At 33.5% G+C, this 22,687-nt stretch carries 21 protein-coding genes; 15 read left to right on the forward strand and 6 right to left on the reverse strand.

What is annotated here, in order from left to right:
- Positions 1 to 43: 43 nt before the first annotated feature.
- Positions 44 to 1,273 carry an anaerobic sulfatase maturase gene (locus NiCM35_RS11280; RefSeq protein ID WP_433779525.1) on the reverse strand — a complete coding sequence of 410 codons (1,230 nt, stop codon included), beginning with the start codon at positions 1,271 to 1,273 and terminating at the stop codon, positions 44 to 46.
- A 238-nt stretch (positions 1,274 to 1,511) separates the two neighbouring features.
- Here NiCM35_RS11280 and NiCM35_RS11285 point away from each other — a divergent pair, with 238 nt between their 5' ends.
- The 8 genes from NiCM35_RS11285 to NiCM35_RS11320 all read left to right on the forward strand — a co-directional run bounded on the left by NiCM35_RS11285 (position 1,512) and on the right by NiCM35_RS11320 (position 11,785).
- Entirely contained in the window at positions 1,512 to 2,996 is a 1,485-nt protein-coding gene (locus tag NiCM35_RS11285) for a sulfatase (RefSeq protein WP_433779526.1), read from the forward strand.
- Between the two features lie 226 nt (positions 2,997 to 3,222).
- On the forward strand, positions 3,223 to 3,831 hold the full coding sequence (locus NiCM35_RS11290) for a chromate transporter (protein WP_095330223.1): 609 nt from the start codon (positions 3,223 to 3,225) through the stop codon (positions 3,829 to 3,831).
- Positions 3,832 to 3,843: 12 nt separating this feature from the next.
- Entirely contained in the window at positions 3,844 to 4,380 is a 537-nt protein-coding gene (locus NiCM35_RS11295; RefSeq protein WP_095330222.1) for a chromate transporter, read from the forward strand.
- Between the two features lie 13 nt (positions 4,381 to 4,393).
- A complete protein-coding gene (locus NiCM35_RS11300; RefSeq protein ID WP_433779528.1) occupies positions 4,394 to 5,389 on the forward strand; it encodes a formylglycine-generating enzyme family protein in 996 nt (331 codons plus the stop codon).
- A 657-nt stretch (positions 5,390 to 6,046) separates the two neighbouring features.
- Positions 6,047 to 6,883: an AraC family transcriptional regulator gene (locus NiCM35_RS11305; RefSeq protein WP_047942830.1), complete on the forward strand. Its 837-nt coding sequence runs from the start codon at positions 6,047 to 6,049 to the stop codon at positions 6,881 to 6,883.
- Between the two features lie 111 nt (positions 6,884 to 6,994).
- Positions 6,995 to 8,398 (forward strand): sucrose-specific PTS transporter subunit IIBC, encoded by a 1,404-nt coding sequence (locus NiCM35_RS11310; RefSeq protein WP_433779531.1) that lies wholly within the window; start codon positions 6,995 to 6,997, stop codon positions 8,396 to 8,398.
- Positions 8,399 to 8,414: 16 nt separating this feature from the next.
- Positions 8,415 to 10,655, forward strand: a complete 2,241-nt coding sequence (gene bglX / locus NiCM35_RS11315) for a beta-glucosidase BglX (RefSeq protein ID WP_433779533.1) — start codon at positions 8,415 to 8,417, stop codon at positions 10,653 to 10,655.
- Positions 10,656 to 11,314: 659 nt separating this feature from the next.
- Positions 11,315 to 11,785 (forward strand): NUDIX hydrolase, encoded by a 471-nt coding sequence (locus NiCM35_RS11320; RefSeq protein ID WP_123259868.1) that lies wholly within the window; start codon positions 11,315 to 11,317, stop codon positions 11,783 to 11,785.
- Between the two features lie 326 nt (positions 11,786 to 12,111).
- Here NiCM35_RS11320 and NiCM35_RS11325 read toward each other — a convergent pair whose 3' ends face one another.
- From NiCM35_RS11325 to NiCM35_RS11335, 3 genes are read right to left on the reverse strand one after another with little or no spacing between them, the layout of a single operon-like run.
- The gene (locus NiCM35_RS11325) at positions 12,112 to 12,639 is read right to left on the reverse strand and encodes a permease (protein WP_123259040.1); all 528 of its coding nucleotides are present in this window, start codon (positions 12,637 to 12,639) and stop codon (positions 12,112 to 12,114) included.
- Positions 12,636 to 13,118: a hypothetical protein gene (locus NiCM35_RS11330; protein ID WP_095330215.1), complete on the reverse strand. Its 483-nt coding sequence runs from the start codon at positions 13,116 to 13,118 to the stop codon at positions 12,636 to 12,638. The genes NiCM35_RS11325 and NiCM35_RS11330 overlap by 4 nt, the downstream gene beginning before the upstream one ends.
- Positions 13,118 to 13,453, reverse strand: coding sequence for a PadR family transcriptional regulator (locus tag NiCM35_RS11335; protein WP_095330214.1), 336 nt, complete (start codon positions 13,451 to 13,453; stop codon positions 13,118 to 13,120). Before NiCM35_RS11335 ends, NiCM35_RS11330 begins: the two co-directional genes overlap by 1 nt.
- A gap of 293 nt (positions 13,454 to 13,746) precedes the next feature.
- Between NiCM35_RS11335 and NiCM35_RS11340 the strand changes: the two genes are divergently transcribed.
- Positions 13,747 to 14,244, forward strand: coding sequence for a P-loop nucleotide/nucleoside kinase family protein (locus NiCM35_RS11340; RefSeq protein ID WP_433779536.1), 498 nt, complete (start codon positions 13,747 to 13,749; stop codon positions 14,242 to 14,244).
- Between the two features lie 110 nt (positions 14,245 to 14,354).
- Positions 14,355 to 15,878 carry a hypothetical protein gene (locus tag NiCM35_RS11345; RefSeq protein WP_433779538.1) on the forward strand — a complete coding sequence of 508 codons (1,524 nt, stop codon included), beginning with the start codon at positions 14,355 to 14,357 and terminating at the stop codon, positions 15,876 to 15,878.
- A 447-nt stretch (positions 15,879 to 16,325) separates the two neighbouring features.
- Here the strand turns inward: NiCM35_RS11345 and NiCM35_RS11350 are convergent, their stop codons facing one another.
- Positions 16,326 to 16,853, reverse strand: a complete 528-nt coding sequence (locus tag NiCM35_RS11350) for a TetR/AcrR family transcriptional regulator (protein ID WP_163188066.1) — start codon at positions 16,851 to 16,853, stop codon at positions 16,326 to 16,328.
- Between the two features lie 131 nt (positions 16,854 to 16,984).
- Between NiCM35_RS11350 and NiCM35_RS11355 the strand changes: the two genes are divergently transcribed.
- From NiCM35_RS11355 to NiCM35_RS11365, 3 genes are all read left to right on the forward strand, one after another.
- Complete coding sequence (locus tag NiCM35_RS11355; protein WP_123259866.1) at positions 16,985 to 17,911, forward strand: ketopantoate reductase family protein; 927 nt, start codon at positions 16,985 to 16,987, stop codon at positions 17,909 to 17,911.
- Between the two features lie 325 nt (positions 17,912 to 18,236).
- A complete protein-coding gene (locus NiCM35_RS11360) occupies positions 18,237 to 18,626 on the forward strand; it encodes a bleomycin resistance protein (protein ID WP_433779540.1) in 390 nt (129 codons plus the stop codon).
- Positions 18,627 to 18,870: 244 nt separating this feature from the next.
- Complete coding sequence (locus NiCM35_RS11365) at positions 18,871 to 19,254, forward strand: VOC family protein (protein WP_433779542.1); 384 nt, start codon at positions 18,871 to 18,873, stop codon at positions 19,252 to 19,254.
- Positions 19,255 to 19,648: 394 nt separating this feature from the next.
- Here the strand turns inward: NiCM35_RS11365 and NiCM35_RS11370 are convergent, their stop codons facing one another.
- Positions 19,649 to 20,026: a winged helix-turn-helix transcriptional regulator gene (locus NiCM35_RS11370; RefSeq protein ID WP_171509395.1), complete on the reverse strand. Its 378-nt coding sequence runs from the start codon at positions 20,024 to 20,026 to the stop codon at positions 19,649 to 19,651.
- 167 nt (positions 20,027 to 20,193) lie between these two features.
- Between NiCM35_RS11370 and NiCM35_RS11375 the strand changes: the two genes are divergently transcribed.
- Complete coding sequence (locus NiCM35_RS11375; protein ID WP_171509396.1) at positions 20,194 to 20,940, forward strand: SDR family NAD(P)-dependent oxidoreductase; 747 nt, start codon at positions 20,194 to 20,196, stop codon at positions 20,938 to 20,940.
- A gap of 551 nt (positions 20,941 to 21,491) precedes the next feature.
- Positions 21,492 to 22,637 (forward strand): aspartyl protease family protein, encoded by a 1,146-nt coding sequence (locus NiCM35_RS11380; RefSeq protein ID WP_433779544.1) that lies wholly within the window; start codon positions 21,492 to 21,494, stop codon positions 22,635 to 22,637.
- Positions 22,638 to 22,687 lie beyond the last annotated feature (50 nt).

The raw sequence follows: 22,687 nt of genomic DNA on the forward strand, positions 1-22,687 counted from the left end.
TATAACATGGAAAAGGAAGGTATATCCTTCCTTTTTTTTATTACTAAACAGTGAGCAGCGCACAACATTTTTTGTATTTTTTACCACTTCCGCAAAAACATAAACTATTACGGTCTGGGAGAGGATGACCTTCTCTTATCAATTGCTGTTTCCATTGGCTTTTAATGGTTCTAGTTAATCTATTCATCCGGTCAGATGAATATTGGTAGATGATCTTAAAACTTTCGCAAAAGTAATCATAATTAGCATCTTCTGTCCAATTACGATTTCGGGGACATCCTCCATGGCAGAATGATAAGAACTCACAATCAAGGCATCTTTCAGCTAAATCCTCTTTCTTAGTTAGGAATGTATTATAGATAGGGCTTGATAAGATATCAGTTAGGCTATCTTCTCCGATGTTTCCTAACCGAAGATCTTCTGTGATATAAAAATCACATGGATAGGCATCGCCATTTGATTCTAGTATTAGTGTTTTGGGACAAGTTTTTCGATGTGTGCATAAGGCAGCCTGCTGATGCAAGGATACACTTAAATATTCATCAAAAAAACGAATAGAAGTTTCCGGGCTACCATCATTGAACCAAACATCGAAGACATCACATAAGAATTTTCCATATTCTTTTGGAGTAATTAAAAATTTTCCTGGTGCATCTATATCTTGAGATTGAAAATCCATACAAGGAATGAACTGAATATAACGGAAATCCTCTTCCTTATAAAAAGCCATTAATTCTTGACCTTTTAAGACATTATCTTCATGGACAACCGTTAGAATATTAAACTCCACACCTGCTGCTTTTAAATGAGAAATCCCGCGCATTACTTGCGCAAAACTGCCTTGTCCCCCTCTATTTTGCCGTCTTTTATTGTGTATTTCTTTAGGACCATCAATACTTACCCCAATTAGAAAATTATATTCCTTAAAGAAATCAGCCCATTCTTTTGTAATAAGGGTCGCATTTGTCTGCAAGGAGTTACTAATAATTGACCCATTTTTGCCATATTTCTTTTGTAACTCAATTACTTTCTCAAAAAAGGGAAGCCCTGCTAATAAAGGTTCACCACCTTGCCACACAAAAGTCATAAATCCATTGCTATAGGAGGAATACTCCTTTATAAATTTTTCTAAAACGTCTAAATCGAATGTTTGAATTGTACTCTTATTTTCACACTTACTGTAATAGCAATAATCACAGGCCAGGTTGCAAGCCTCTGATACCGTTTTTAAAAGTACAGTAGTTAAGGGTGCTGCTATTGGAGAATGAATCATATTAAACTACCCACCTTATCCATGTATTATCTATTTATTACAGCATAAAGCATTGTATTTATATATGATTAAAGTCACAGTGAAAATATACCAAATAGAAATTAGTCTTTATTGTCCCAAAATGATGGATAATTTCCCAACCTGCCTGAAACCGACCAAAAATAGGGAATGCAATTATATAATAAATTTATGTTATTCATAAAATAGTACTTACACAGAGAGGAGAAGAAATAATAAAATGCGAGCAGTTATGATAATGTTTGATACTTTATCTCGAAATTTTCTTCCGAATTATAATAACAATTGGGTGCATGCTCCCAATTTTAAGCGATTACAGGATAAAACAGTAACATTTGATCATTTTTATGGTGGCAGTATGCCTTGTATGCCAGCAAGAAGAGAACTGCATACAGGGAATTATAACTTCCTGCATCGTCAATGGGGTCCCCTCGAGTCGTTTGATCGTTCTGTATTTGAAGAATTGCAGAAAAATGATGTGTATACACATTTAGTAACAGATCACTCTCATTATTTTGAGGATGGAGGTGCTACTTATCATAATCGCTATTCTACCTGGGAAGGATTTCGCGGGCAGGAAGGCGATAGATGGATTGCAAGGGGGGAAGCACTCCCAAACGAAAACAACCATAAATTAAATAAGCAAGGATTGTCTGTGATCCAGCATTTTGCAAACAGAACAAGACAACAAGAGGAAGAAGAGATGTCAAGTGTTCAAACAATTGCAGCTGGTTTAGACTTCTTACACACACATAAGGAAAAAGATAATTGGTTCTTACAGATTGAATGCTTCGATCCACATGAACCGTTCTATGTACCAGAGAAATATAGAAAAATTTATGATTGTGAAGATAAAAAAGATATCCCATATTGGCCAGCCTATCAGCAATTAAAAGAAGGAGATTATGAAGAAAAAGATATAGAAGACATGCAAAAAGAGTATGCTGCTTTAATTAGTATGTGTGACTATCACCTCGGTAAAGTACTAGATTATATGGATGAACATGATCTGTGGAAAGATACGATGCTTATTGTCAATACAGATCATGGATTCTTATTAGGAGAACATAATTGGGTTGGTAAGAATATTGCTCCCTTATATGAAGAAATTATTCATATTCCATTTTTTATTCATGTACCTAAAATTACTATAGGTGGAACTAGATGTTCGGCGTTATCGCAAACGATCGATATTCCTGTGACTTTGATGGATTATTTTCATGTTCCCTATGATAATAAACTCCTGCTAGGGAATTCGCTCCTGCCGATTCTTGAAAAAGAGAAAGAAGAAAATCATAAGTCCATTTTGTTTGGCACTCACGGTTCTTATGTAAATATCCATGATGGAAGATATACTTATATGAGAGCTTCCAGTCAGGAAGAAAATGGTCCCCTATATAATCATACTTTAGCAGTCACCGCGATAAGGGGATTCTTAGATCAAGAAGCAATAAATAAAGCGGAATTAAAACCAGGAACAAGATTTACAAACTATTCCCCTTACTTAAAAATTCCAGTGAAGAGTTATTATAATTCTTATAAGACTGGCAGCTTATTATTTGATATCCAAAATGACCCGAAACAAGAAAAGCCTATAGTTGATAAAGAATTGGAAAAGGAAATGAGTCATAAATTAGTAGATCTAATGCAGAAGAGCGATGCGCCAGAAGAGCAATATATACGTTTAGGATTAGAAAGAAGATAATTTATAAATTTAAGTGAGGACTCTTTGGTTATGCATATATAATTAAGGAGTTCTCATAGAGTAAGACGAGATTTATAGATAGTTCATGCCTAGAAGTTTTATGAATTTCTAGATGTTTATTGCTTAATTTGCACACTTTTATCCAAAATGGATAAAAGTGTGCTATAATGAAAGAAAGAACAGAAAACTCATTCGTTCTATTCTGAAATAGACGGAGGGAGATTATATGAAGTTGAAAGTATCGTTGTTTCAAATATTTTGGGTGTTCTGCAAGATGAGCCCTGTTACCTTTGGCGGTGGCTATGCGATGATCCCCATTATAGAGAAAGAAATAGTAGTCCGAAAAAAATGGATGAAAATGGGAGAGATATCAGATACGTTAGCACTTGCGGGAACAGCACCTGGAGCTATTGCAGTAAATGCGTCTATATTTATTGGATATCGCCTAGGCGGAATTCTAGGAGCATTGGTTGCTATGCTAGGCGCCCTTCTTCCAACATTTCTGATTGTATTAATTCTAGGCAGTCTATATTTATATTTTCAAGACAATGTCTTTGTAAATGCAGCATTTAAGGGGATTAGTGGAGCAGTAGTGGCGCTTATTGGTTATGCGGCAATAAAGATAGGAAAGACGTCCATTATTGATAAATCAACCGCCGTATTATCAATTGTGATGATAGTAAGTATGATTATATTTAATCTTCATCCTATCGTGGTTATCCTACTAGGTGCTTTACTAGGAATCATGATTGCAAAAGTTAAAGAGAAACTAGGAATGGCTGTGAAGCTGGAAAAAGAGGAGAGTCAAGTTCACGAAGCAGATCAAGCAAGTTAGGGGGAGGATAGCATGCTCGTTCAACTATTTTTATTTTTTTTATTAATCGGAACTGTTTCTTTCGGCGGCGGCTATGCAATGATCCCTGTTATTGAGCAGGGGGTATCTGCTAGAGGCTGGATAAGTACGAATGAATTTACTGATATAATGGCGATTGCCGGCATGTCTCCAGGTCCAATTGCAACAAATAGTGCCACATTAGTTGGCTATCAGCTAGCAGGAGTTCCTGGAGGAATTATTTCTTCTTTAGCAATGACGATTCCTTCCCTGGTCATCATCCTATTAATGGCTATTTGTTTTACAAAAGTAAATGAATATAAATTAGTAAAACAGAGTTTTTATGGACTAAGACCAATTGTTACTAGTTTAATTGTTTATGCTGCTTGGAAATTTGCTTATTCGAATCATGTTATTTCTTTAAATGTTAATATGGAAATGATTTCTCTTTTGCTTATATGTTTGGTCTCTCTCTATTTTTTATGGAGATGGAAGGCTCATCCTTTATTTGTTCTATTAGGTGCTGGCATCGCAGGGATTTTTGTTTTTTAGGAAGGAGACAAGTATGGATAAGGAATTACAAAGCAAATCATGTTGTTCTGCAAGTAGAGAGTCAATGGACTTTATAAATTTCGGAAGAGAAGATGCTACTTTCACAAAAAATAGTTCTTACTCCCGCAAAAATATGCTTCTTCTTCTAGGAGGAGAATTCTTAATGGGAACAGAGGATCAAGATGGTTTTCCCTTAGATGGAGAAGGACCAATCAGGAAAGTTAAGATAAGCCCCTTTTATATGGATAAATATGCAGTTACTAATGAGGAATTTGCACGTTTTATAGAAGAAACAAATTATAAAACAGATGCAGAAAAATTTGGCTGGTCCTTTGTATTTCATTTGCTGTTAGCAAAGGAAGATGCTGCTATATATACAAGAGCTCCCAGAAATACACCTTGGTGGCGTGTAGTAGAAGGAGCATATTGGAAAAAGCCAGAAGGTCCCAATTCTTCGATAGAAGATCGTTGGAATCACCCTGTTGTTCATATATCTTGGAATGATGCCATGGCTTATTGTAAATGGGCTGGCAAAAGGCTGCCAACAGAGGCTGAATGGGAGTATGCAGCCCGCGGAGGATTAGAACAGAATAAATATCCATGGGGGAATGAGCTAAATCCGAACGGGAAGCATATATGTAATATTTGGCAAGGGGAGTTTCCTACAGTGAATACCATAGAAGATGGTTATTTAGGGACAGCGCCAGTAGACAGTTTTGAAGAGAATGGATATGGTTTCTACAATATGGCGGGAAATGTCTGGGAATGGTGTTCAGACTGGTTTCATCCCACATACCATCAGAAAGATTCCCTGCAAGATCCAAAAGGACCTCCAAATGGTAACACAAAATCGCTGCGTGGCGGATCCTACTTATGCCATGATTCCTATTGTAATCGCTATCGAGTGGCAGCAAGGACAAGCAACACGATAGATAGCTCGAGTGGCAATTTAGGTTTTCGATGTGCCGCAGATGTGGATGAAGTAGAAGTAAATCAAAACAGAAAATGAGTATTTAGCAAAGATGATATAGATGGAATTAGAATTAGAATTAGAATTAGACTCTACATTAATGTACAATCATAATATCTATAAGTTTAGGAAATACGAAAATTAAGGTTGTGAATGAATGATAGAGTTTTTTGCTATTTTTGGTTTTTATTTACTACCAGTTTATTGCATTATTTTCTGTTTAAATCTAGTATCCTTATTAAAGAAAATACAAGAGGAAGATAGCACTACTAAAAATACAATATGGTTTACCATTTCTTTTATTTTTATCATAATGACCGTTGCCTCCCTTATAGCTGTTAATTAAAAGAGGATGGAAGTAATGATGGGGAAAGGCTTAGTCTTTTAATCGTTTGATTAAAGATAAGCGTAAAATCAAAAAGCTAGAACGAGATTCCAGCTATTGAATATATCAGTAATGTGAATAAAGAACGGTATGAAAACCAATATAAAATGGGACTTTCTTTATAAAGGGAGTCCTTTTTTTGTATTAGAATAGACGACATCAGAATTTAAAGATTATAATCAATTCTGTTTGAAATGAGAAAGCGATTAATAAGTTTTTATTAATACACTGATTATTTTAAATTCCTTCATTTTATTAATCTGCTATAATGTATGGAAAATGTTTAATAGGGGCGAAAGGATAAATTACTGATGGGTGAACTATATGAATATATTGAAATAAATCAGAAAAAAACAATAAAATTTTTCTCATTCAAAGCCAAAGATACAGAAAGAATTATACCTATGCATTGGCACGATAGTCCTGAACTAATTTATTGTGTAGAAGGAAAGCTAAAAGTCTGGTATGAAGGGAAAATTGTTACCCTAGGAAAGGGAGATTTGCTATTAATCAATTCTAATACCCCACATTCTACCCAAAGTATAACTCATAATAATGTATGCATCATTCAGTTTCCTGGAAATTTTCTTGAAGAAGAAAATAAATCGATTCATTTAAGCACTTGCGAAAACAAATATGATGCGCAAGTAATAGACTATACTAGGAAAATAATAACTGAAATTATAGAATACCATGTATCGACGAACGAATATGACTACTTATTAGAACAGAGTAAAATACTTCATCTAAAATATTTATTGGTAACAAATTTTTCCTCTGGAGCTAATGGGAAATGTGAAGATAATAATCGCAAACAATTAAAATTGAAGCAGCTTGAAATTGTAATAAGGCATCTGAAAAATAACTATAAAGATAATCCTAGCTTAAAAGAAATTGCCAATGCTTGTGGATATTCTGAAGCGTATCTCTCTCGATTATTTCATACAATAACTGGACAGACTTTCATAGATTTTAAAAGAAATCTTTGTTTAGAAAAAGCAATTGAGCTTATGAATACAACAGATAAAACCATTACACAAATTGCCTATGAATCAGGTTTTTCAAATGTAAAATCATTTAGAAACTATTTTCGATCAACTATGAATATTAATCCCAAATACTATAAAAGGTCAAAAAATGACCCTTAATTAGTAAGAAAATGCAACGTAATGTAAACGTATTCCTGTTATCCTTATTTGTGTGGTTAGCGTAAATTACGCGTGTTTTTGATAATTAATAAACAGAAATGAGGGGGAGAAATGAGTAATAAAAATTATAAAAATATTGCTCAAGAAGTAATACGTGGTATTGGTGGGACTGACAACATTATTTCGATGGCTCATTGTGCTACTAGGCTAAGATTAATCGTAAAAGATAGGGATATAATTGATGATGAATTGATTGAAAATATTGATTTTGCTAAAGGATTCTTCTTTACTTCTGGTCAATATCAAATTATTTTTGGAACGGGTACAGTAAATCATGTTTATGATGCGATGGTACAAGAAGGCGTATCTGGAACAACAAAGTCTGAATTGAAAGAGATTGCTTCAGATAAAGATGATAATATCTTTTTAAGAATGATACGTTTGTTCGGCGATGTATTCGTGCCAATTATACCGGCATTGGTAGCTACTGGGTTATTTATGGGAGTAAGAGGATTGATTTTACAACCTGATATCCTCGCAGTATTTGGTTTAACGCCAGATCATATTTCAGATAATTTTATTAAGTTTACTCAAATATTAACAGATACTGCTTTTGCATTTCTTCCTGTATTAGTTTGTTGGTCTGCTTTCAAAGTATTTGGAGGTTCGCAATTATTAGGAATTCTGTTAGGGTTAATGCTTGTACATCCAAGTCTGCCCACATCATGGGATGTTGCACAAAATGTAGCAGAGCCTTTAAAATTTTTCGGAATTATAAAAGTTGCAGGCTATCAAGGCTCTGTTCTTCCTGCATTTATTGTTGGGGCTTTGGGAGCAAAGGTGGAAGGATTTATTAGAAAAAGAGTGCCAAGTGCTCTCGATTTAATTTTATCTCCGTTCTTCACTTTATTAATTATGATAGTTTTAGCGTTTTTCTTAATTGGCCCTGTTTTTCATGAAGTAGAATTATTATTATTACATGCAGTAACATATGTTTTAGAATTACCATTTGGTATTGGTGGTTTAATTTATGGTGGGATTAATCAAGTAATCGTTATAACAGGATTGCACCATCCTCTTAATTTAATTGAAATCCAAATGCTTGCTGATACAGGAAAAAATTTGGTTAACCCGATAAGTACTGCTTCGATCTGTGCTCAAGCAGGAGCAGCATTTGCAGTCGCGGTTAAATCAAAAAATGTGAAAACTAAGGCTATTGCATATCCCTCCACTATGTCTGCATTACTAGGAATTACTGAGCCAGCTATTTTTGGTGTTACATTAAGATACGGGAAGCCTTTTATTATGGGATTAATAGGGGGTGCTGCTGGTGGATTTGTAGCTGGGTTAATGCACTTATCAGCCACAGGAATGTCTATCACAGCTATTCCAGGGACTTTGCTATTTCTGAATAGTCAAATTTTTGGATATTTATTAGTATCCCTAATCGGGTTTGGTGTGGCATTTATTCTTACCTATCTTTTTGGATATAAAGATCACCCAAAAACAAAATAATAAGGAGGGAGTATCGATGCAAAAAAATGAAGTTATGGCTTTAATCGATTCTCTGTCCGTTGAGGAAAAAATCGGTCAACTTGTGCAATTAACTGGAGATTTTTTTACTAATGAAACGGAAGAAACGATAACTGGTCCAATAAAAAAATTAGGATTAAATGAAAATTATAATATTTATCATACAGGATCAATCTTAAATATTACTAATGCTCATGAAATAATTAAAATTCAAGAGAAATATTTAGAAAACTCAAGCCATAAAATCCCTTTGCTTTTTATGGCAGATATTATATATGGATTTAGAACTATCTTTCCCATTCCATTGGCACAAACTTGTAGTTGGAACTTTGATTTAATAGAAGAAGCAGCTTCCATTAGTGCTAAGGAATCCTATGAAGAAGGATTACACGTTACATTTTCTCCTATGGTTGATATTGTAAGAGATCCAAGATGGGGCCGTGTGATGGAATCTCCTGGAGAAGATACGCTTATGGCCGAATTATTTGCAGAAAGAGTAATAAAAGGACTTCAAGGTAATTCCGAGCAAAAAATACCGAAAGATAAAATTGCTGGATGTGTTAAACACTTTGCAGCATATGGAGCCCCTATAGCAGGGCGTGAGTATAATGCAGTAGATATGTCTGAGCATACATTGCGGGAGGTATATTTACCGAGTTATTTATCGGCAGTAAAAGCAAAAGTTAAGCTTGTTATGACGGCATTCAATACTTTAAATGGCGTACCTTCAACCGGTAACGAGTGGTTAAATAAAATGATATTAAGAGATGAATTTAAATTCGCGGGAGTACTTATTTCAGATTATGCAGCTGTTGAGGAATTAATTACTCATGGATATGCTAATGGACCAAAAGAAGCAGCGCAGCTAGCATTAAAAGCAACAGTAGATATTGATATGAAAACATCGGTTTTTGCTAATGAATTAGGTGCAATAGTTAATAACAATGAGCAAATGATGGATTTACTAAATAAAGCAGTTTATAGGATTTTATCCTTAAAAAATGATCTGGGCTTATTCGAAGATCCATATAGAGGATTAAAAGAAAGATCAGCAGAAAACTCTAGTATCTTATGTTCTGAGCATAAAAAGACTGCTTTAATGTTAAGTGAGGAATCGATTGTTTTATTAAAGAATAATGGTGTCTTGCCATTAGAAAAGAGCAAAAAAGCTGCAATTATTGGACCATATCACGATGAAAAATCAACACTTGGTATGTGGGCTATAAAAGGCGATATAAATGACACTATTACACTGAAAGATGGGATAAACGAGATTGTAGGGAATAATAAGAATCCTTTTTGCAGAGGATCACATTTAATAGAGAAGGAAACGGCACACTTACTTGGAAAATTTGAAGATAAAATTCCAAATGAAAGAATAAGTAATGATGAATTAATAGAAGAAGCTGTTAACTTAGCAAAGGACTCTGAAATTGTAATACTAGCATTAGGTGAAAGTATTTTTCAGAGTGGTGAAGGTGGATCACGTACAGAGATTACATTACCTAAACCTCAGCAAAAATTATTCGATGCTATAAAAAAATTAAATAAACAAATAATTACTATCATTTATAGTGGGCGTCCTTTAATTTTAACTGATGTAGAAAAACACTCAGATGCTCTTATACAGGCTTGGTTTCCTGGTATTATGGGAGGTAAGGCCTTAGGGAATATTCTCTATGGGATAAGTAATCCATCAGGAAAGCTGTCGATGTCTTTTCCGAGGAGTGTTGGACAAATACCAATTTATTATAATGAGTTAAACACAGGGAGACCAGATCTGCCAGAAAATGCTTTTTATCGCTTTGCTTCACGATATATTGATGAATCTAATAAACCATTATTCTCTTTTGGCTATGGATTATCTTATACAACTTATCAGTATAACTCTGTCTCACTTAATAAAAATTTAATAAGGCAAAATAGCCATGATGAATTAATTGTAACAGTTGAGGTTGAAAATACTGGGGATTATGACGGTTATGAGATTGTGCAGCTTTACATAAGAGACCAGTTTGGCAGTACTGCTAGACCAGTAAAGGTACTAAAAGACTTCAAAAAGGTATTTATTAGAAAAGGCGAAGTGAAAACAATCTCATTTACAATTACAGAGGAGCAATTGAAAATTTATCAAAGTGATTTAAGCTTTGCTAGCGAGCCAGGTCAATTTGATGTTTATATCGGTTCTAGTAGTGAAGATTTACCTTTAAAAGAAAGCTTTGAATTAATTCAAAGCTAAATGAATTTATATAGAAATGCAATAAGTATAAGGCTGGAATATAACCACTTTTCCTTAGTTTTATGTATAAATTCACTACCATTAAAAGGTTTTCAAATTATAGGGGAAGAAACTCAATTACTAAATGATTTTATGGAATTGTTCGGTTCGGGTATAAAGGCTGCCGAATGGGGAAATCAAGAGTTACCAACGATTCATTAATTAATTCAGCTACTAAGAATTCAATTAAACAGAATAGAGCAAAATTTAGAAGATCGTTTAGATGATGAGATAATACCCTACACTACTTCTACAGGTCTTACCCTATCAACAGTGAAAGAATTAGTAAGTTTTTGTCTATATCATGAAGGAATGCATTTTAATGCAATTAAATCGATCAAAAGGAATATTTAGGATCACTAAAATAATAGCATTAAGAAATATATGTTAACTCTACATTGGTAGAATAAAAAATAAAAACGAAACGTCTAACCCCTTGATACATAAGGGTTAGACGTTTTCTTTATTATACCATAATTAAGATTAAGAAGGATTAATGCTTTTTTATTAAGTTATTAGACAAAAGGGAATTAGTGGAAGACGGAAAAATATAACTTGAAATACCATTTTATTCTATTTGGTATATAATTAACTTGTATTTTATATATAGGAGGAAATTTATGACTACATCTAGTGACTACATTCGCTATATTCGTGGAAAAGTGGGACAAGATTTAATATTTCTTAATTTTGCTGGAGGTATTGTTTATAACGAACGAAATGAGATTCTCTTACAAAAAAGGGGAGATGGAAATGAGTGGGGTTTTCCAGGCGGTGCTATGGAACTAGGAGAATCTCTTGAAGAAACAACAAAACGAGAAATTCTTGAGGAGACAGGATTAAATGTTAAGGTTGAACATCTTATTGGTGTCTACTCTAAATATTCTGCTGAGTTTCCGAACGGAGATAAAGCTCAGACTATTACTCACTTTTTTCAATGTAAGCCAATTGATGGGGAACTTACTGCAGATGGTATTGAGACATTGGATTTGAAGTACTTTCCAATAAATAAAATACCGAAATTATTCACTAAGCAACACGAAGATGCCTTAGAAGATTGGCTTTGCAAAAGAAAAGGTGTATTTAAATAAGTTCAACTTCAAAATAATTATACATAGTCTTTAACCGAGGCTTTCTATAATAGATACTACGAGTACAATCCTAAGTAATCTAACAATCTCTCGTTCAATGGCTTCACCCATAGAAACATATAATTGCCTTCCACCGGGAGATTGATCAAGAGGTTTCAGGCATTTTGGGCGAAGTGTATGTGACGTTAAATTAAATGAGTTTCTATAATTCGTTGGAGTTTTATTTGTATTGCTTTTAAAAAGACTAACAGAATGTTATCAATTTAATGACTACAGCTACTAAAGAATTTGGAATTGTGGGGTTTAAAATATTAAATGATTTAAATCTATTTTCCGATAGTTGTATCATACTTTAGCAACTTTTGTTGGCTATACATTTTTTCAAAAAGAATTCCTGTTAAATAGTAAAACACGAGTCCGAAACAAATATGAATAAGTGTGAATTTAGGACCAAATGAAGTAAATTCATACACTAGAACTGGCAATTTCACTGTTGACCAAGCCCCTAAAAAAAACACTATATAGCGGATGCTAGCTCCTTTTCTCAATAAAAGTACTGCGATTGGAAAGGCTATATAAAGAGGTCCAGCAGCTACTGTTGCTAATAATAAGGTGAAGAGGACACCAATTATACCTGATTTTTCCCCCATATATCTAACGAGTGTTTCTTTCTTTACCCATTGGTCCAATAATCCCACTAATATAAATACTGGAGGAAGTAGAATTAACATATCCAAAATATTTTTACCAGTTAACTGAACTGTTTTTGCAGCAATCGTTTGATTCATAAATGCTATAAGCAGAAGCCCTAATAATAAAATGAGAAAGAAGCGATATCTTTTTAGCTTTTTCATGTCATCACCACCCAAATAATTAATGCAAATAGAAGAGACATTATTATGGCAGAAATATTTCGGGCATAAGCAAAACTTTGACCAAAAGTTTTTTGCTCCATAAATAAACTTGCCAGTCCTACAGACATTAATGTCGACATTAATACAGCAACTTGTGGAAGAGCAGCGCCATTTTGAACTAATGTATGTCCAAGAGGAAAAACGATAAAGCTTGGGACTATAGCAATTGATCCAATGATTGTTGAGTAAAGGATACCAAGTAAACCGGAATTTTCCCCAATAATGGAAGAAATAAGAGACGGTGTCAATAAAGAAAGTGCCAGCCCAACGAAGAGCATAATGGCTAATAAATCCGGTAAAACATTGCGAAACATTTTCCATGAGCTTAATAAGGCTACCTTTGTTTTATATTTGTCTTTTATAAAAGACAGGCTCAGATAAATAGCAGCTATCGTATATAAAACAATTCCATTAACCATTATTTTCGCAATTCCATTTTTTTGTATTTTTCCAGGAAAAATGATAAATTTTTAATTTTTTCTTGAATATCAATTTGAAATTCTTCTAATTTTCTTTTTCCAAGTGTAGTAATTTTATACATCCTTACCGGTTTATCTTGATCAGAAACATCTAAATAAGAATCAATGGCACCTTCTTCCTCTAATTTTTTTAGTGTGCGATATAGTATGGCGCTATCAATTGGATTGATGGGAAGCTCTTCCTTACATTTTTGCAACAGTTTTCCACCATAATTATCTCCCTCCATTAAAAACAGCAAAAGAAATGCACCAGTATGTCTCCCTGTATGTTTCATAATAGATAGAACCCCCTAATTTTATGTAATGAACTTTTTATCAATATATTACTGTTATTAACAGTATAGTGTTATTGTTAGTTATGTGTCAATCTTTTTATAATGAAAATTAAATGTGAGGCTTACATTTTAACTAGACTTATATTTAGGAACAGAAGGTGCTACGGCATCTCTTTTTATGGAATTAAAGAGCGGGTTTGCTAAAAAAGGAAAATAAACGATATCGGTAGAATAAGTATACTGGATATAAATCTTAACTTTTAAATATTAATAAGAGGAGAATAACTAAAAAAATGAAAAAATTGGGGACTCTATACTTTTTCTGTGGAAAAATGGGAGCTGGAAAATCAACTAAATCAAAGCAATTGGCGATAGATAAACATGCGGTACTGTTGTCTGAGGATGAATGGCTTTCATCTCTTTATCCTAATCAAATTGCATCATTTGAGGACTATCTAAAATTCTCAGCGCAACTCAAGTCATTGGTGAAAAAGCATGTCCAAAACATATTAAGTGTTGGTACAGATGTAGTGATGGATTTTCCAGCAAACACTCAAAAACTGCGAAAGTGGTTTTTGGATGTGGCGTCAGAGGTCAATGCAAGCCATCAACTAATTTTCCTTAATCTAAATAACGAGCAATGCTTACGTCAAATCGCACAAAGGCGTAATGAACAACCAGAAAGATCAGCTTTTGACACAGAAGCGGTGTTTATTCATGTTACTAAATTTTTTGAAGCACCAGAGGCATCTGAGGGTTTAAATATTTTAGAGTATAGCGGAAAAGAATAACAAGGAGTTCAATGATTCATGTATGTAGAGTGCTTTTTTGGGGGAGGTGTTCTAACCTTTTGAATATTGAAGTAAAATAATAGAAAAATAAATGGATGAGGTGAAAATGCTTGAGTTTACCAACATTATCAGTATTTTTCGGAGCAGGTGCAGAAATAGGCTATGGTTTACCTTCTGGAGGGAAGTTTGCATTAGAAATATTTAGAGTTTCAAATGAAGAAGATAAAGAAATATTTAGAAGCCAGATTCAAAGCCTAGACTCTAGGTCACAGATTGCTACTCAATGGCTTCCAGATAATTATGCGAGTAAGAGATTAAATGTTTTTGGAAAAGGAGAGTTTGAAGGCCTTATTGCCTCTAGTTTGGAAAATAGAAGAAGCAACATTTTGGATTATCTGGATCGTTTTGATGAAAACGTTTCTGAGTTGTTAAATAAATGGAAGTTTAATGAAACAATAATACGTGATAAGTTTACAAACGAAACAGGCGAACAAATTGGTGATATGAGATATAATCAAGCAATTCGGTTAAATGAGAAGCTTGCTTCCAGTGTATTGCTGTTTGAATCTGACTATTTTTCAGCATTCTTAAGATTATTAGAAAAATATCCAACAGATCGTTATTTGAAAAGAATTGTAAGGGCTTTTTTGGAATTATTGGTTGGAGCAATTGGTCAAAGTCTTGTTTCGCAGCTAAACGAAGAATTGTTTACTGCAGCACCTGATGAATTAAACGTATTTGATGATTTATCGGGGGTTTTTTCTTTGAATTATCAAGGTGTTGGACAAACTGGAATGGAAATTGTAATTGAAGAAACCTCTATTGATTTAAAGGAAGATACAGACGGACTTACAGTGTTTAGAGAACTTGGTAGAAGCATATTAGAAGAAATTTATTGCCAAGCAATGGATTACCAAGCTTTAATAGATAGTCATTTTAGATACCTGTATAATCCTAAAGCGCAATGGGCTAAATTTAGTCGGATTGCTATATTCCTTCATACTGTTCAAAGATATATTACTAACAAAGTCCATGTTGATGAAACAAGAATTTCAGATGGTCCCGGATATTATCACGACTTAATAAATTTAAGAAATTATTTTCATATTAAAGCTGTGGGAACTACCAATTATAACAATTTTGTACAACAGGTATTAGCAGGGACAGAATTAGCAGAAACACCTGTGTATCATTTAAATGGAAGTGTAAATGAATACTATGATCCATACAAAAATGAAATTTTAACAGAACCTTCTTCCGAGGAGAGACAAGGAAGAATTCTTGTACCATTTATGTTTACTCAAAGTGGTGTTAAACCTTTGACTTCTGTCAGTATGTCAAGAAAGTATGTTAATCTTTATGATCATTTTGTTGAATCAGACATAGTATGTGTGATTGGTTATGGTTTTAACGGAGATGATGGCCATATAAATGGAATGTTCAGAAGCTTGGTAGAGATAGAAAATAAAAGTTTAGTCATTTTACACTATAAAAGCGATAATCGTACGCAGCAGCAACTTTTAAGGTATTATCAACAAAAATTACGTTTAAGTTCTTCTGGGAACTTAAGAGTTGTTTTGGTAGATAATAACCGTATATTTAATGGAGATATTTGGTGCAACGCCCTGTTATAGAGGGTTTCTTTTGACCGAAAAGCTATTGCAATGTGTGTAATAAAGAAGTTGAACTTAAACGTTATAAAATAATAAAATCAGGCAATTGTTTAAAACAAGCTGGAGGAGTTAAGGCGAAAAATGTAAATAACGGTTCTAGTGTTAATGAAAAGTAGGGGAGAAAGCTTCAAGTTTTACAAGATAATTAAATTTGCGGCGAAAAGCTATTAATAGCCTTTTATCGGATAGCACGATTATAAATCCCCTACTAAACACGACAGTAACTATGATTACGCACTTACTAACACAGAATTTTGTTAGGTTAAAAGTCTTTCAAAAAGTTTAAAGCTGTTAATCACGAAAAAATCAACAATATCTCTTTAGAAAAGGAAATGGTATTTCGTGTTCTTACTATCGATACTCCCCAAGAGAAGCAGCCCATATTTAAACCAAGATTATATAATAAATTTATGTAATGATGGAAAAGATTATATCTTTTAATTCAGCAGCAATTTCTGATGGATCTGTGTTCAATTCATCTTCAGCTAACCACCATTCAATAGTTCCTAGAATAGTTGATATGATAGCCCTTCTTTTCAAAATACTAACAACGCGGAGATCAAATAAATCGGAAGTTTCAATAAAGGAAGATATAGATGACTTGAGTTCGTGTTGGAATAGTTGATACCCTTCATTCCTCAATAAGGGTTCAATAAAATTGTAATTTTCCTTTAAGTAATCAAAAGCTAAAGTAAGTGAGTTAATAGTCATTTCTTGATTATGAAGACAGTATTGGTCCATTTGATTTATATAGGTTTTAATGGTTTTTTCTAGTAATTCATATTTATCCTGATAATGAAGGTAAAAAGTGCCTCTGTTAATATCAGCTAATGTTGTAATTTGATTTACTGTGATTTTATCAAACGGTTTCTCATTAAGTAATAAGAAAAAAGTGTCTATTATTAGCTTTTGCGTTCTCCTTTTTCTTCTTTCCATCTCCACACCTCAACAATTTTAGGATGATGTTCATTAATCAACATATCATGGCTTTTGATGATTGTTTCCTGTAATACAAATGATACTATTAAATCAACAACTGTTCAATTAACGAACTGGAGGGGGATTTAATGAATATCTTAGTTATTGGGCGTGGGGTGATTTCTACTCAATATGCTTGGATCTTTAAAGAAAATGGAAATAATATTGACTTTTATATTAGACCAGAATCAATAGATAAGTATACGCCAATGCTGAACTTACAGCTAGACGATCGGAGGAAACGGAAGTCTAAAAAGATTAATGTATCGTGGGAAACTAACTTAATATATGAAATTCCACAAAATCATAACTATGACTTGATTTTTGTGAGCGTCAATATTGAACAAATCAGTTCTGTTGTAAAAACATTGAATAATAAGGTGAATAACGCTACTGTACTGTTTTTTAATAACTTTTGGGAGGATCCAATCAAGCAGACAGAAATATTACCACAAACTCAAATTATATTCGGGTTTCCTGGTGCTGGCGGGGGAACAGTAGGGACAAACACAATTAATGGTGCGTTTTCTTCTATTATTATGATAGGTGATATAGGGAAGGCTTCGAAAGAACGAGTTCAGCAAGTATACACATTATTTGAGCAAGCAGAATTCAGCCTTAAAAGGCAGACTAACTTTAAAAAGTTCTTATTGAACCACTTCCTCTTAAATGTAGCTGTTGAAATAGAAGTTTTAAAAGAAGGGAGTTTTATAGGATTGATGGATTCTATCGATGCTTTAGGAAACATTTCCATCAATCTTAGACAGCTAAAGCCTATAATGAAGGAGCGAGGAATGAGTTATGATGCTTTAAATACTTTACTTTCAACGATATCACCAAAAATTATAGGGATTATAATGTCCAAGTTTATCTTTAAAAGTGGAAGTACAGCACGATCTTTAATGGAAGGAAATAATACTATAACTGGACGCAGTGCCAAATTAATTCTTGATGAAGCAAGAAGAAAAAATATACATGTAAATACACTCGAAAATATTAGTAAACTCCTAACCTAATGATATAAGCTTTTTTTACTTATAATAGGAAAGTGTTATAGTGTTGCAGTATTTTAACAAAGTTATAGAGAAGGGAAAATAGGAATAGGCAATGTCCAAGATAAATACAGTCAAAAATAAAGCGAATATTCGTGTGAATATAATAGAATTAGACTTTTACTGTTTTAAACCATAATTTAGGTTGAGAAGGATTAACGCTTCTTTTTGTTAAAAAAAGGTTTTTCTAATATCACTATCGAGGGAGGTTAGAGTAAGTACAATAATTCAAAATGTTGTGGATTTATAATATACTTGTATAAATATAGAAGTTAAAAGGAGCCATTATATGAATTTTAATAAATTGATACCAGAATTATCAGTTAAGAATATTCAGCAATCAAAGGAATTTTATCTAGGTATATTGGGTTTTAAACTCGAATATGAACGTAAGGAAGATAACTTTGCTTTTATTTCACTAAATGGAGCACAGATGATGATTGAGCAATATAATGGCTTTTGGCAAACTGGTGAACTTAATTACCCATATGGACGGGGCATTAATTTTCAAATTGAAGTAGAGAATATAGAGGAGATTCTACATAAAATAAAGAAACATAATATTCTGCTATTTAAGGAAGTTATGATAAACGAATATAGTGAATACATACAAAAAGAATTTTTGGTTCAAGATCCAGATGGGTATTTGTTGAGATTTTCACAAAATATCGGGCCGTAATTCTTACATTTATTCCTATCTAATGTAAGAAGCGGATGAAAAGAAGGAAACTACAAGTGTACACTAACTGGCAAATGAGTATTTTTTTATGTAACTATAGGGTCAGGTATTTATTGTAGAGAGAACCATTGCTTCTCCCAAAAATTGAGCTAACTTTATTATTCGCTCTTAATAGTATAATATAAACAAATAGTTAATGAGACTAGAGCAACATACATGGCAATATCAAAGGAGGCAAAGAAATATGAAAATCATTGTTACCAGTATATTTGTACAAGATCAAGACAAGGCATTAGAGTTTTATTCAGAAACCTTGGGCTTTGTAAAAAAGCATGACGTTCCAGCAGGAGAATATAGGTGGATAACGCTTGTTTCTCCCGAAGACAAAGAAGGTACCGAGCTTTTGCTCGAACCTAATAACCATCCGGCCGCTAAAGAGTATCAAAAGAAACTGTTTACCGAAGGCATTCCGGTAACAATGTTTGGCGTTGCTGATATTCATAAAGAGTACGAACGATTATTGGAAAACGGCGTGAAGTTTACAATGGAGCCGACAAAAATGGGCGAAGTAACAATAGCTGTCTTCGACGATACTTGCGGCAACCTTATTCAGATAATGCAGGAGTAACTTTCTGGTGAAAAATATTATCCAATAATGTTTTTTCTAAACAAGTTAACAACAACTTTATGACCCCTGTCTTAATATAGGACAGGGGTATCGCATTTTTTATTGAACTAATGGGGATGATTGAATAACAAGAGAAAGTTTAAACAATGAAACTAGCCGAGTTTATCTAGACTAGTTTTTAATATATTGTGTTTCTCTTTTTGTAATTTTAGAAAATATATCAGATACCAAACTATAAAGTTAAAATAATAATAAGAATCATCTAACCTAAAGTAGCTCCGTGTTTTTAGGTAATGCTGTATTACATTATGTAATTATATCTTTATAGTGCGTTCAAGTATTCCTAAACCTTATTCTGAAGGTATTGATTAAGTTGACTAATCCCTTTAGATCTCTATGAAATTATATTATCTTGATATGAACCTTGTTCTGGTTGTACAATTTCATATTCACCTTCTGCATACTCTTGCTCCGCATAATGGCTTCCCCATTGACAGAGCTCCTGCAAGATAGGTTTAAGAGATTCTCCAAGTTCAGTGGATGAATATTCAACCTTCGGCGGTACTTGATTATACATCTTTCTGCTCACAAGTCCACTGGCTTCAAGCTCTCTAAGTGTTTGAATCAGCATTTTCTGAGTTATATTTGGGATAATGCGCTTTAATTCACTCGTTCTCTTTGGTCCATTCATTAAAAAGTATAATACAAGGCCTTTCCATTTTCCGCCAATAACTTCTTTTGTCACTTCAAACCCACAACTAAATTTTTTCATGTCTAAAGCTCTCCATTCCACATTTATTACTTTTTAGTTACTATATCACAAAAAAGTGGGTACTTCCGATAATGTGCTTACTGAAGGATACTATATCTTGTAAGTTGTTCTTCAAGTACTTAAGGTACTAGACATAAAATAAAATTAATTCTAAAGGAGTGTTAAGTATGGGTAAATTTGAAGGTAAAATAGCGCTTGTAACGGGTGGAACAAGTGGGATTGGTCTTGCTACAGCACAAAAATTTGTAAATGAAGGTGCATATGTTTATATCACGGGACGTAGACAAAACGAACTTGATAAAGCTGTTAACCAAATTGGCAAGAACATAACCGGTGTTCAAGGTGATATTTCTAAGCTTGAAGACTTAGACAAACTATATGACATTATAAAGCAGGAAAAAGGTAAGTTGGACATTCTTTTTGCTAATGCAGGCATCGGCAACTTCCTTCCATTAGGTGAAATTACTGAAGAGCAGGTTAATAGAACGTTCGACATTAACGTTAAAGGAACCATCTTTACTGTTCAAAAAGCGTTATCACTATTCCCGGACAAAGTAGGTTCTATTATTGTAACAGGCTCTACTGCTGGATCAATTGGCAACCCAGCGTTTAGTGTATATGGAGCATCTAAAGCAGCATTAAGAGCACTAGTTCGCAACTGGATTCTTGACCTAAAAGGTACTGAAATCCGTGTAAATGTGGTTAGTCCAGGAGCTATTCTTACACCTGCATATGATGAGCTTTTTGGTGATGCACTTGAAGAAGTAATGGAAAATAGCAAAAATACTGTTCCAGCTGGAAAAGTTGGGACACCTGAAGAAGTAGCAAACGCTGTATCTTTCCTTGCTTCAGACGAAAGCAGTTACTTGACGGGTGTTGAATTGTTCGTGGATGGCGGGCTAGCGCAGGTATAATTTCACTGTGCAGAGATTACAAATAGTGCCTAAAAAAAGGTTAATGGGGATTTACTTGAAGAAGTCGTATAAAAAAGTCGTTTTCCTTAAAGGACAGGGAATTCGACTTTTTTATGGTTGAATTTGCTTAACGTTGTAAATTCGTATTTTCCTGGGACTACCACTAAATGACCTGTAAAAAAGATTACTTTGTGAATAAATGTGCTAAGAAGAAACGTCTAATACCTTGATACGACGTTTTCTTTATTTATATTTGTCTCTAAAGAGTTTTAGAGAAGAAGGAAGCAGAAGCATAACATTCTTGTTTAGGTAGTATGTATATCAATGTCAATAATGCAGAAATAATCAAAATAACTACGGAAAGGAAAATGCTTATGAAGATTTTTTTTGTTGATTTAATGATTTGGCGGTGTTTTTATGCTGCTCGGTCCATTAGAAAAGTACATGTTAGATGAATTAATAAAAAACGAATGTAATATTTAGAATAATCAATATAATTAGTCTTGACTAGTATAAAATGAATGTTTAAGCTTTTATTGGAGGGGTGAGAAGTGGAAATATTCAATGAGTTAAGAAAGTTCATTTTTGCAGAATCAGGAATGAATGATGAACAAAAAGTGTTTGTCTCTGCCTTAAAGTTATTGACTGAAGGAAAAGAAGACTTAAGTATGGATTGTTTAAAAAAATTGTATATGGAGTCAAATGATCCTTCCTTACAAAGTAGCTGTGCCAAGATATTGTTCGAGCTCTATTTCATTAACTCTGAATGGAAAGAATTAGAGATATTAGGCCTCTTGGAAGAGAAAAGCATTGATAAAAGTAATCGAGTCATTGCAAAAGCTTTAAGACAGTTTGAACAGGCAACCTTCTCCTTTTCTAATGACAAAATCTGTATTCCAATGAAACGCAGCATATCTGGTTCACCAACCATTGATGTAATGATTAATGGAAGGAAGAAATGCTTTTGGTTAGATACAGGAGCGGGGATGACAGTTATTTCTGATTCTATAGTGAAAGAATGTGGCATGGCCCTTATAAAAAACGAAGACTTGGAAGTTGGCAATTCCACAAACCAAAATTTCAATTCAGATTTGGCAATCATTGATACCATTGTTATTGATGATCTGACAATTTTAAATCAGTCGACATTAGTATTAGCGAGCGATTTATTAAAGATACCAATTCCTCATTCAGAAAAAGTTATGGAGATAGACGGCATAATAGGATGGGATATTATCCAATATCTACACCTCGAGATCGATTATAGACAAGAAAAAGTTATAATTCAGAAGTATCGACAAAAAGCTGGGGAAAAGAACAATCTTTTCTTTTGTGGATACCCGATAATAAAAGTAAAAGGAAAAAAACAAGTTCCTTTGTATTTTGGCTTAGATACAGGTGCAAATAAGTCTCATTTTGGAAAAACGCTTCTTTCTAAAATCGATGAACTTAAAATAGACAAAACCATTAAATTTTCTGGCGGCTTAGGTGATGTAAAAGAAAGAGAAATAGATACTATCGAAACTCTCCCTGTCTACTTAGATAAAAATCAATCTATTACTTTAAAAAACGTGAGAGAGACGTTAACAGATCTGGCGGTTTTTTTTAAGTTAGATGGTGTTTTTGGAATGGATATTGCTCATAATGGAAGTTTGGTGATTGATTATCTTAATAGACACTTCGAGCTGAAATATTAATAGCGAAGATTGGAGTAAATTGATATAAGGAATTGGGAAGTTTACTTTAA

Source organism: Niallia sp. M35 (genome assembly GCF_050971705.1).
Taxonomy (GTDB): domain Bacteria; phylum Bacillota; class Bacilli; order Bacillales; family Cytobacillaceae; genus Niallia; species Niallia circulans_A.

Excerpts from the sequence above, each read along its gene's own strand:
- bglX (WP_433779533.1), top strand. The coding sequence starts at position 8,415 with ATGCAAAAAAATGAAGTTATGGCTTTAATCGATTCTCTGTCCGTTGAG.
- NiCM35_RS11325 (WP_123259040.1), bottom strand. The coding sequence starts at position 12,639 with ATGAAAAAGCTAAAAAGATATCGCTTCTTTCTCATTTTATTATTAGGG.
- NiCM35_RS11340 (WP_433779536.1), top strand. The coding sequence starts at position 13,747 with ATGAAAAAATTGGGGACTCTATACTTTTTCTGTGGAAAAATGGGAGCT.
- NiCM35_RS11365 (WP_433779542.1), top strand. The coding sequence starts at position 18,871 with ATGAAAATCATTGTTACCAGTATATTTGTACAAGATCAAGACAAGGCA.
- NiCM35_RS11280 (WP_433779525.1), bottom strand. The coding sequence starts at position 1,273 with ATGATTCATTCTCCAATAGCAGCACCCTTAACTACTGTACTTTTAAAA.
- NiCM35_RS11375 (WP_171509396.1), top strand. The coding sequence starts at position 20,194 with ATGGGTAAATTTGAAGGTAAAATAGCGCTTGTAACGGGTGGAACAAGT.
- NiCM35_RS11305 (WP_047942830.1), top strand. The coding sequence starts at position 6,047 with ATGGGTGAACTATATGAATATATTGAAATAAATCAGAAAAAAACAATA.
- NiCM35_RS11370 (WP_171509395.1), bottom strand. The coding sequence starts at position 20,026 with ATGAAAAAATTTAGTTGTGGGTTTGAAGTGACAAAAGAAGTTATTGGC.
- NiCM35_RS11335 (WP_095330214.1), bottom strand. The coding sequence starts at position 13,453 with ATGAAACATACAGGGAGACATACTGGTGCATTTCTTTTGCTGTTTTTA.
- NiCM35_RS11320 (WP_123259868.1), top strand. The coding sequence starts at position 11,315 with ATGACTACATCTAGTGACTACATTCGCTATATTCGTGGAAAAGTGGGA.
- NiCM35_RS11330 (WP_095330215.1), bottom strand. The coding sequence starts at position 13,118 with ATGGTTAATGGAATTGTTTTATATACGATAGCTGCTATTTATCTGAGC.
- NiCM35_RS11300 (WP_433779528.1), top strand. The coding sequence starts at position 4,394 with ATGGATAAGGAATTACAAAGCAAATCATGTTGTTCTGCAAGTAGAGAG.
- NiCM35_RS11285 (WP_433779526.1), top strand. The coding sequence starts at position 1,512 with ATGCGAGCAGTTATGATAATGTTTGATACTTTATCTCGAAATTTTCTT.
- NiCM35_RS11360 (WP_433779540.1), top strand. The coding sequence starts at position 18,237 with ATGAATTTTAATAAATTGATACCAGAATTATCAGTTAAGAATATTCAG.
- NiCM35_RS11350 (WP_163188066.1), bottom strand. The coding sequence starts at position 16,853 with ATGGAAAGAAGAAAAAGGAGAACGCAAAAGCTAATAATAGACACTTTT.
- NiCM35_RS11290 (WP_095330223.1), top strand. The coding sequence starts at position 3,223 with ATGAAGTTGAAAGTATCGTTGTTTCAAATATTTTGGGTGTTCTGCAAG.
- NiCM35_RS11295 (WP_095330222.1), top strand. The coding sequence starts at position 3,844 with ATGCTCGTTCAACTATTTTTATTTTTTTTATTAATCGGAACTGTTTCT.
- NiCM35_RS11355 (WP_123259866.1), top strand. The coding sequence starts at position 16,985 with ATGAATATCTTAGTTATTGGGCGTGGGGTGATTTCTACTCAATATGCT.
- NiCM35_RS11310 (WP_433779531.1), top strand. The coding sequence starts at position 6,995 with ATGAGTAATAAAAATTATAAAAATATTGCTCAAGAAGTAATACGTGGT.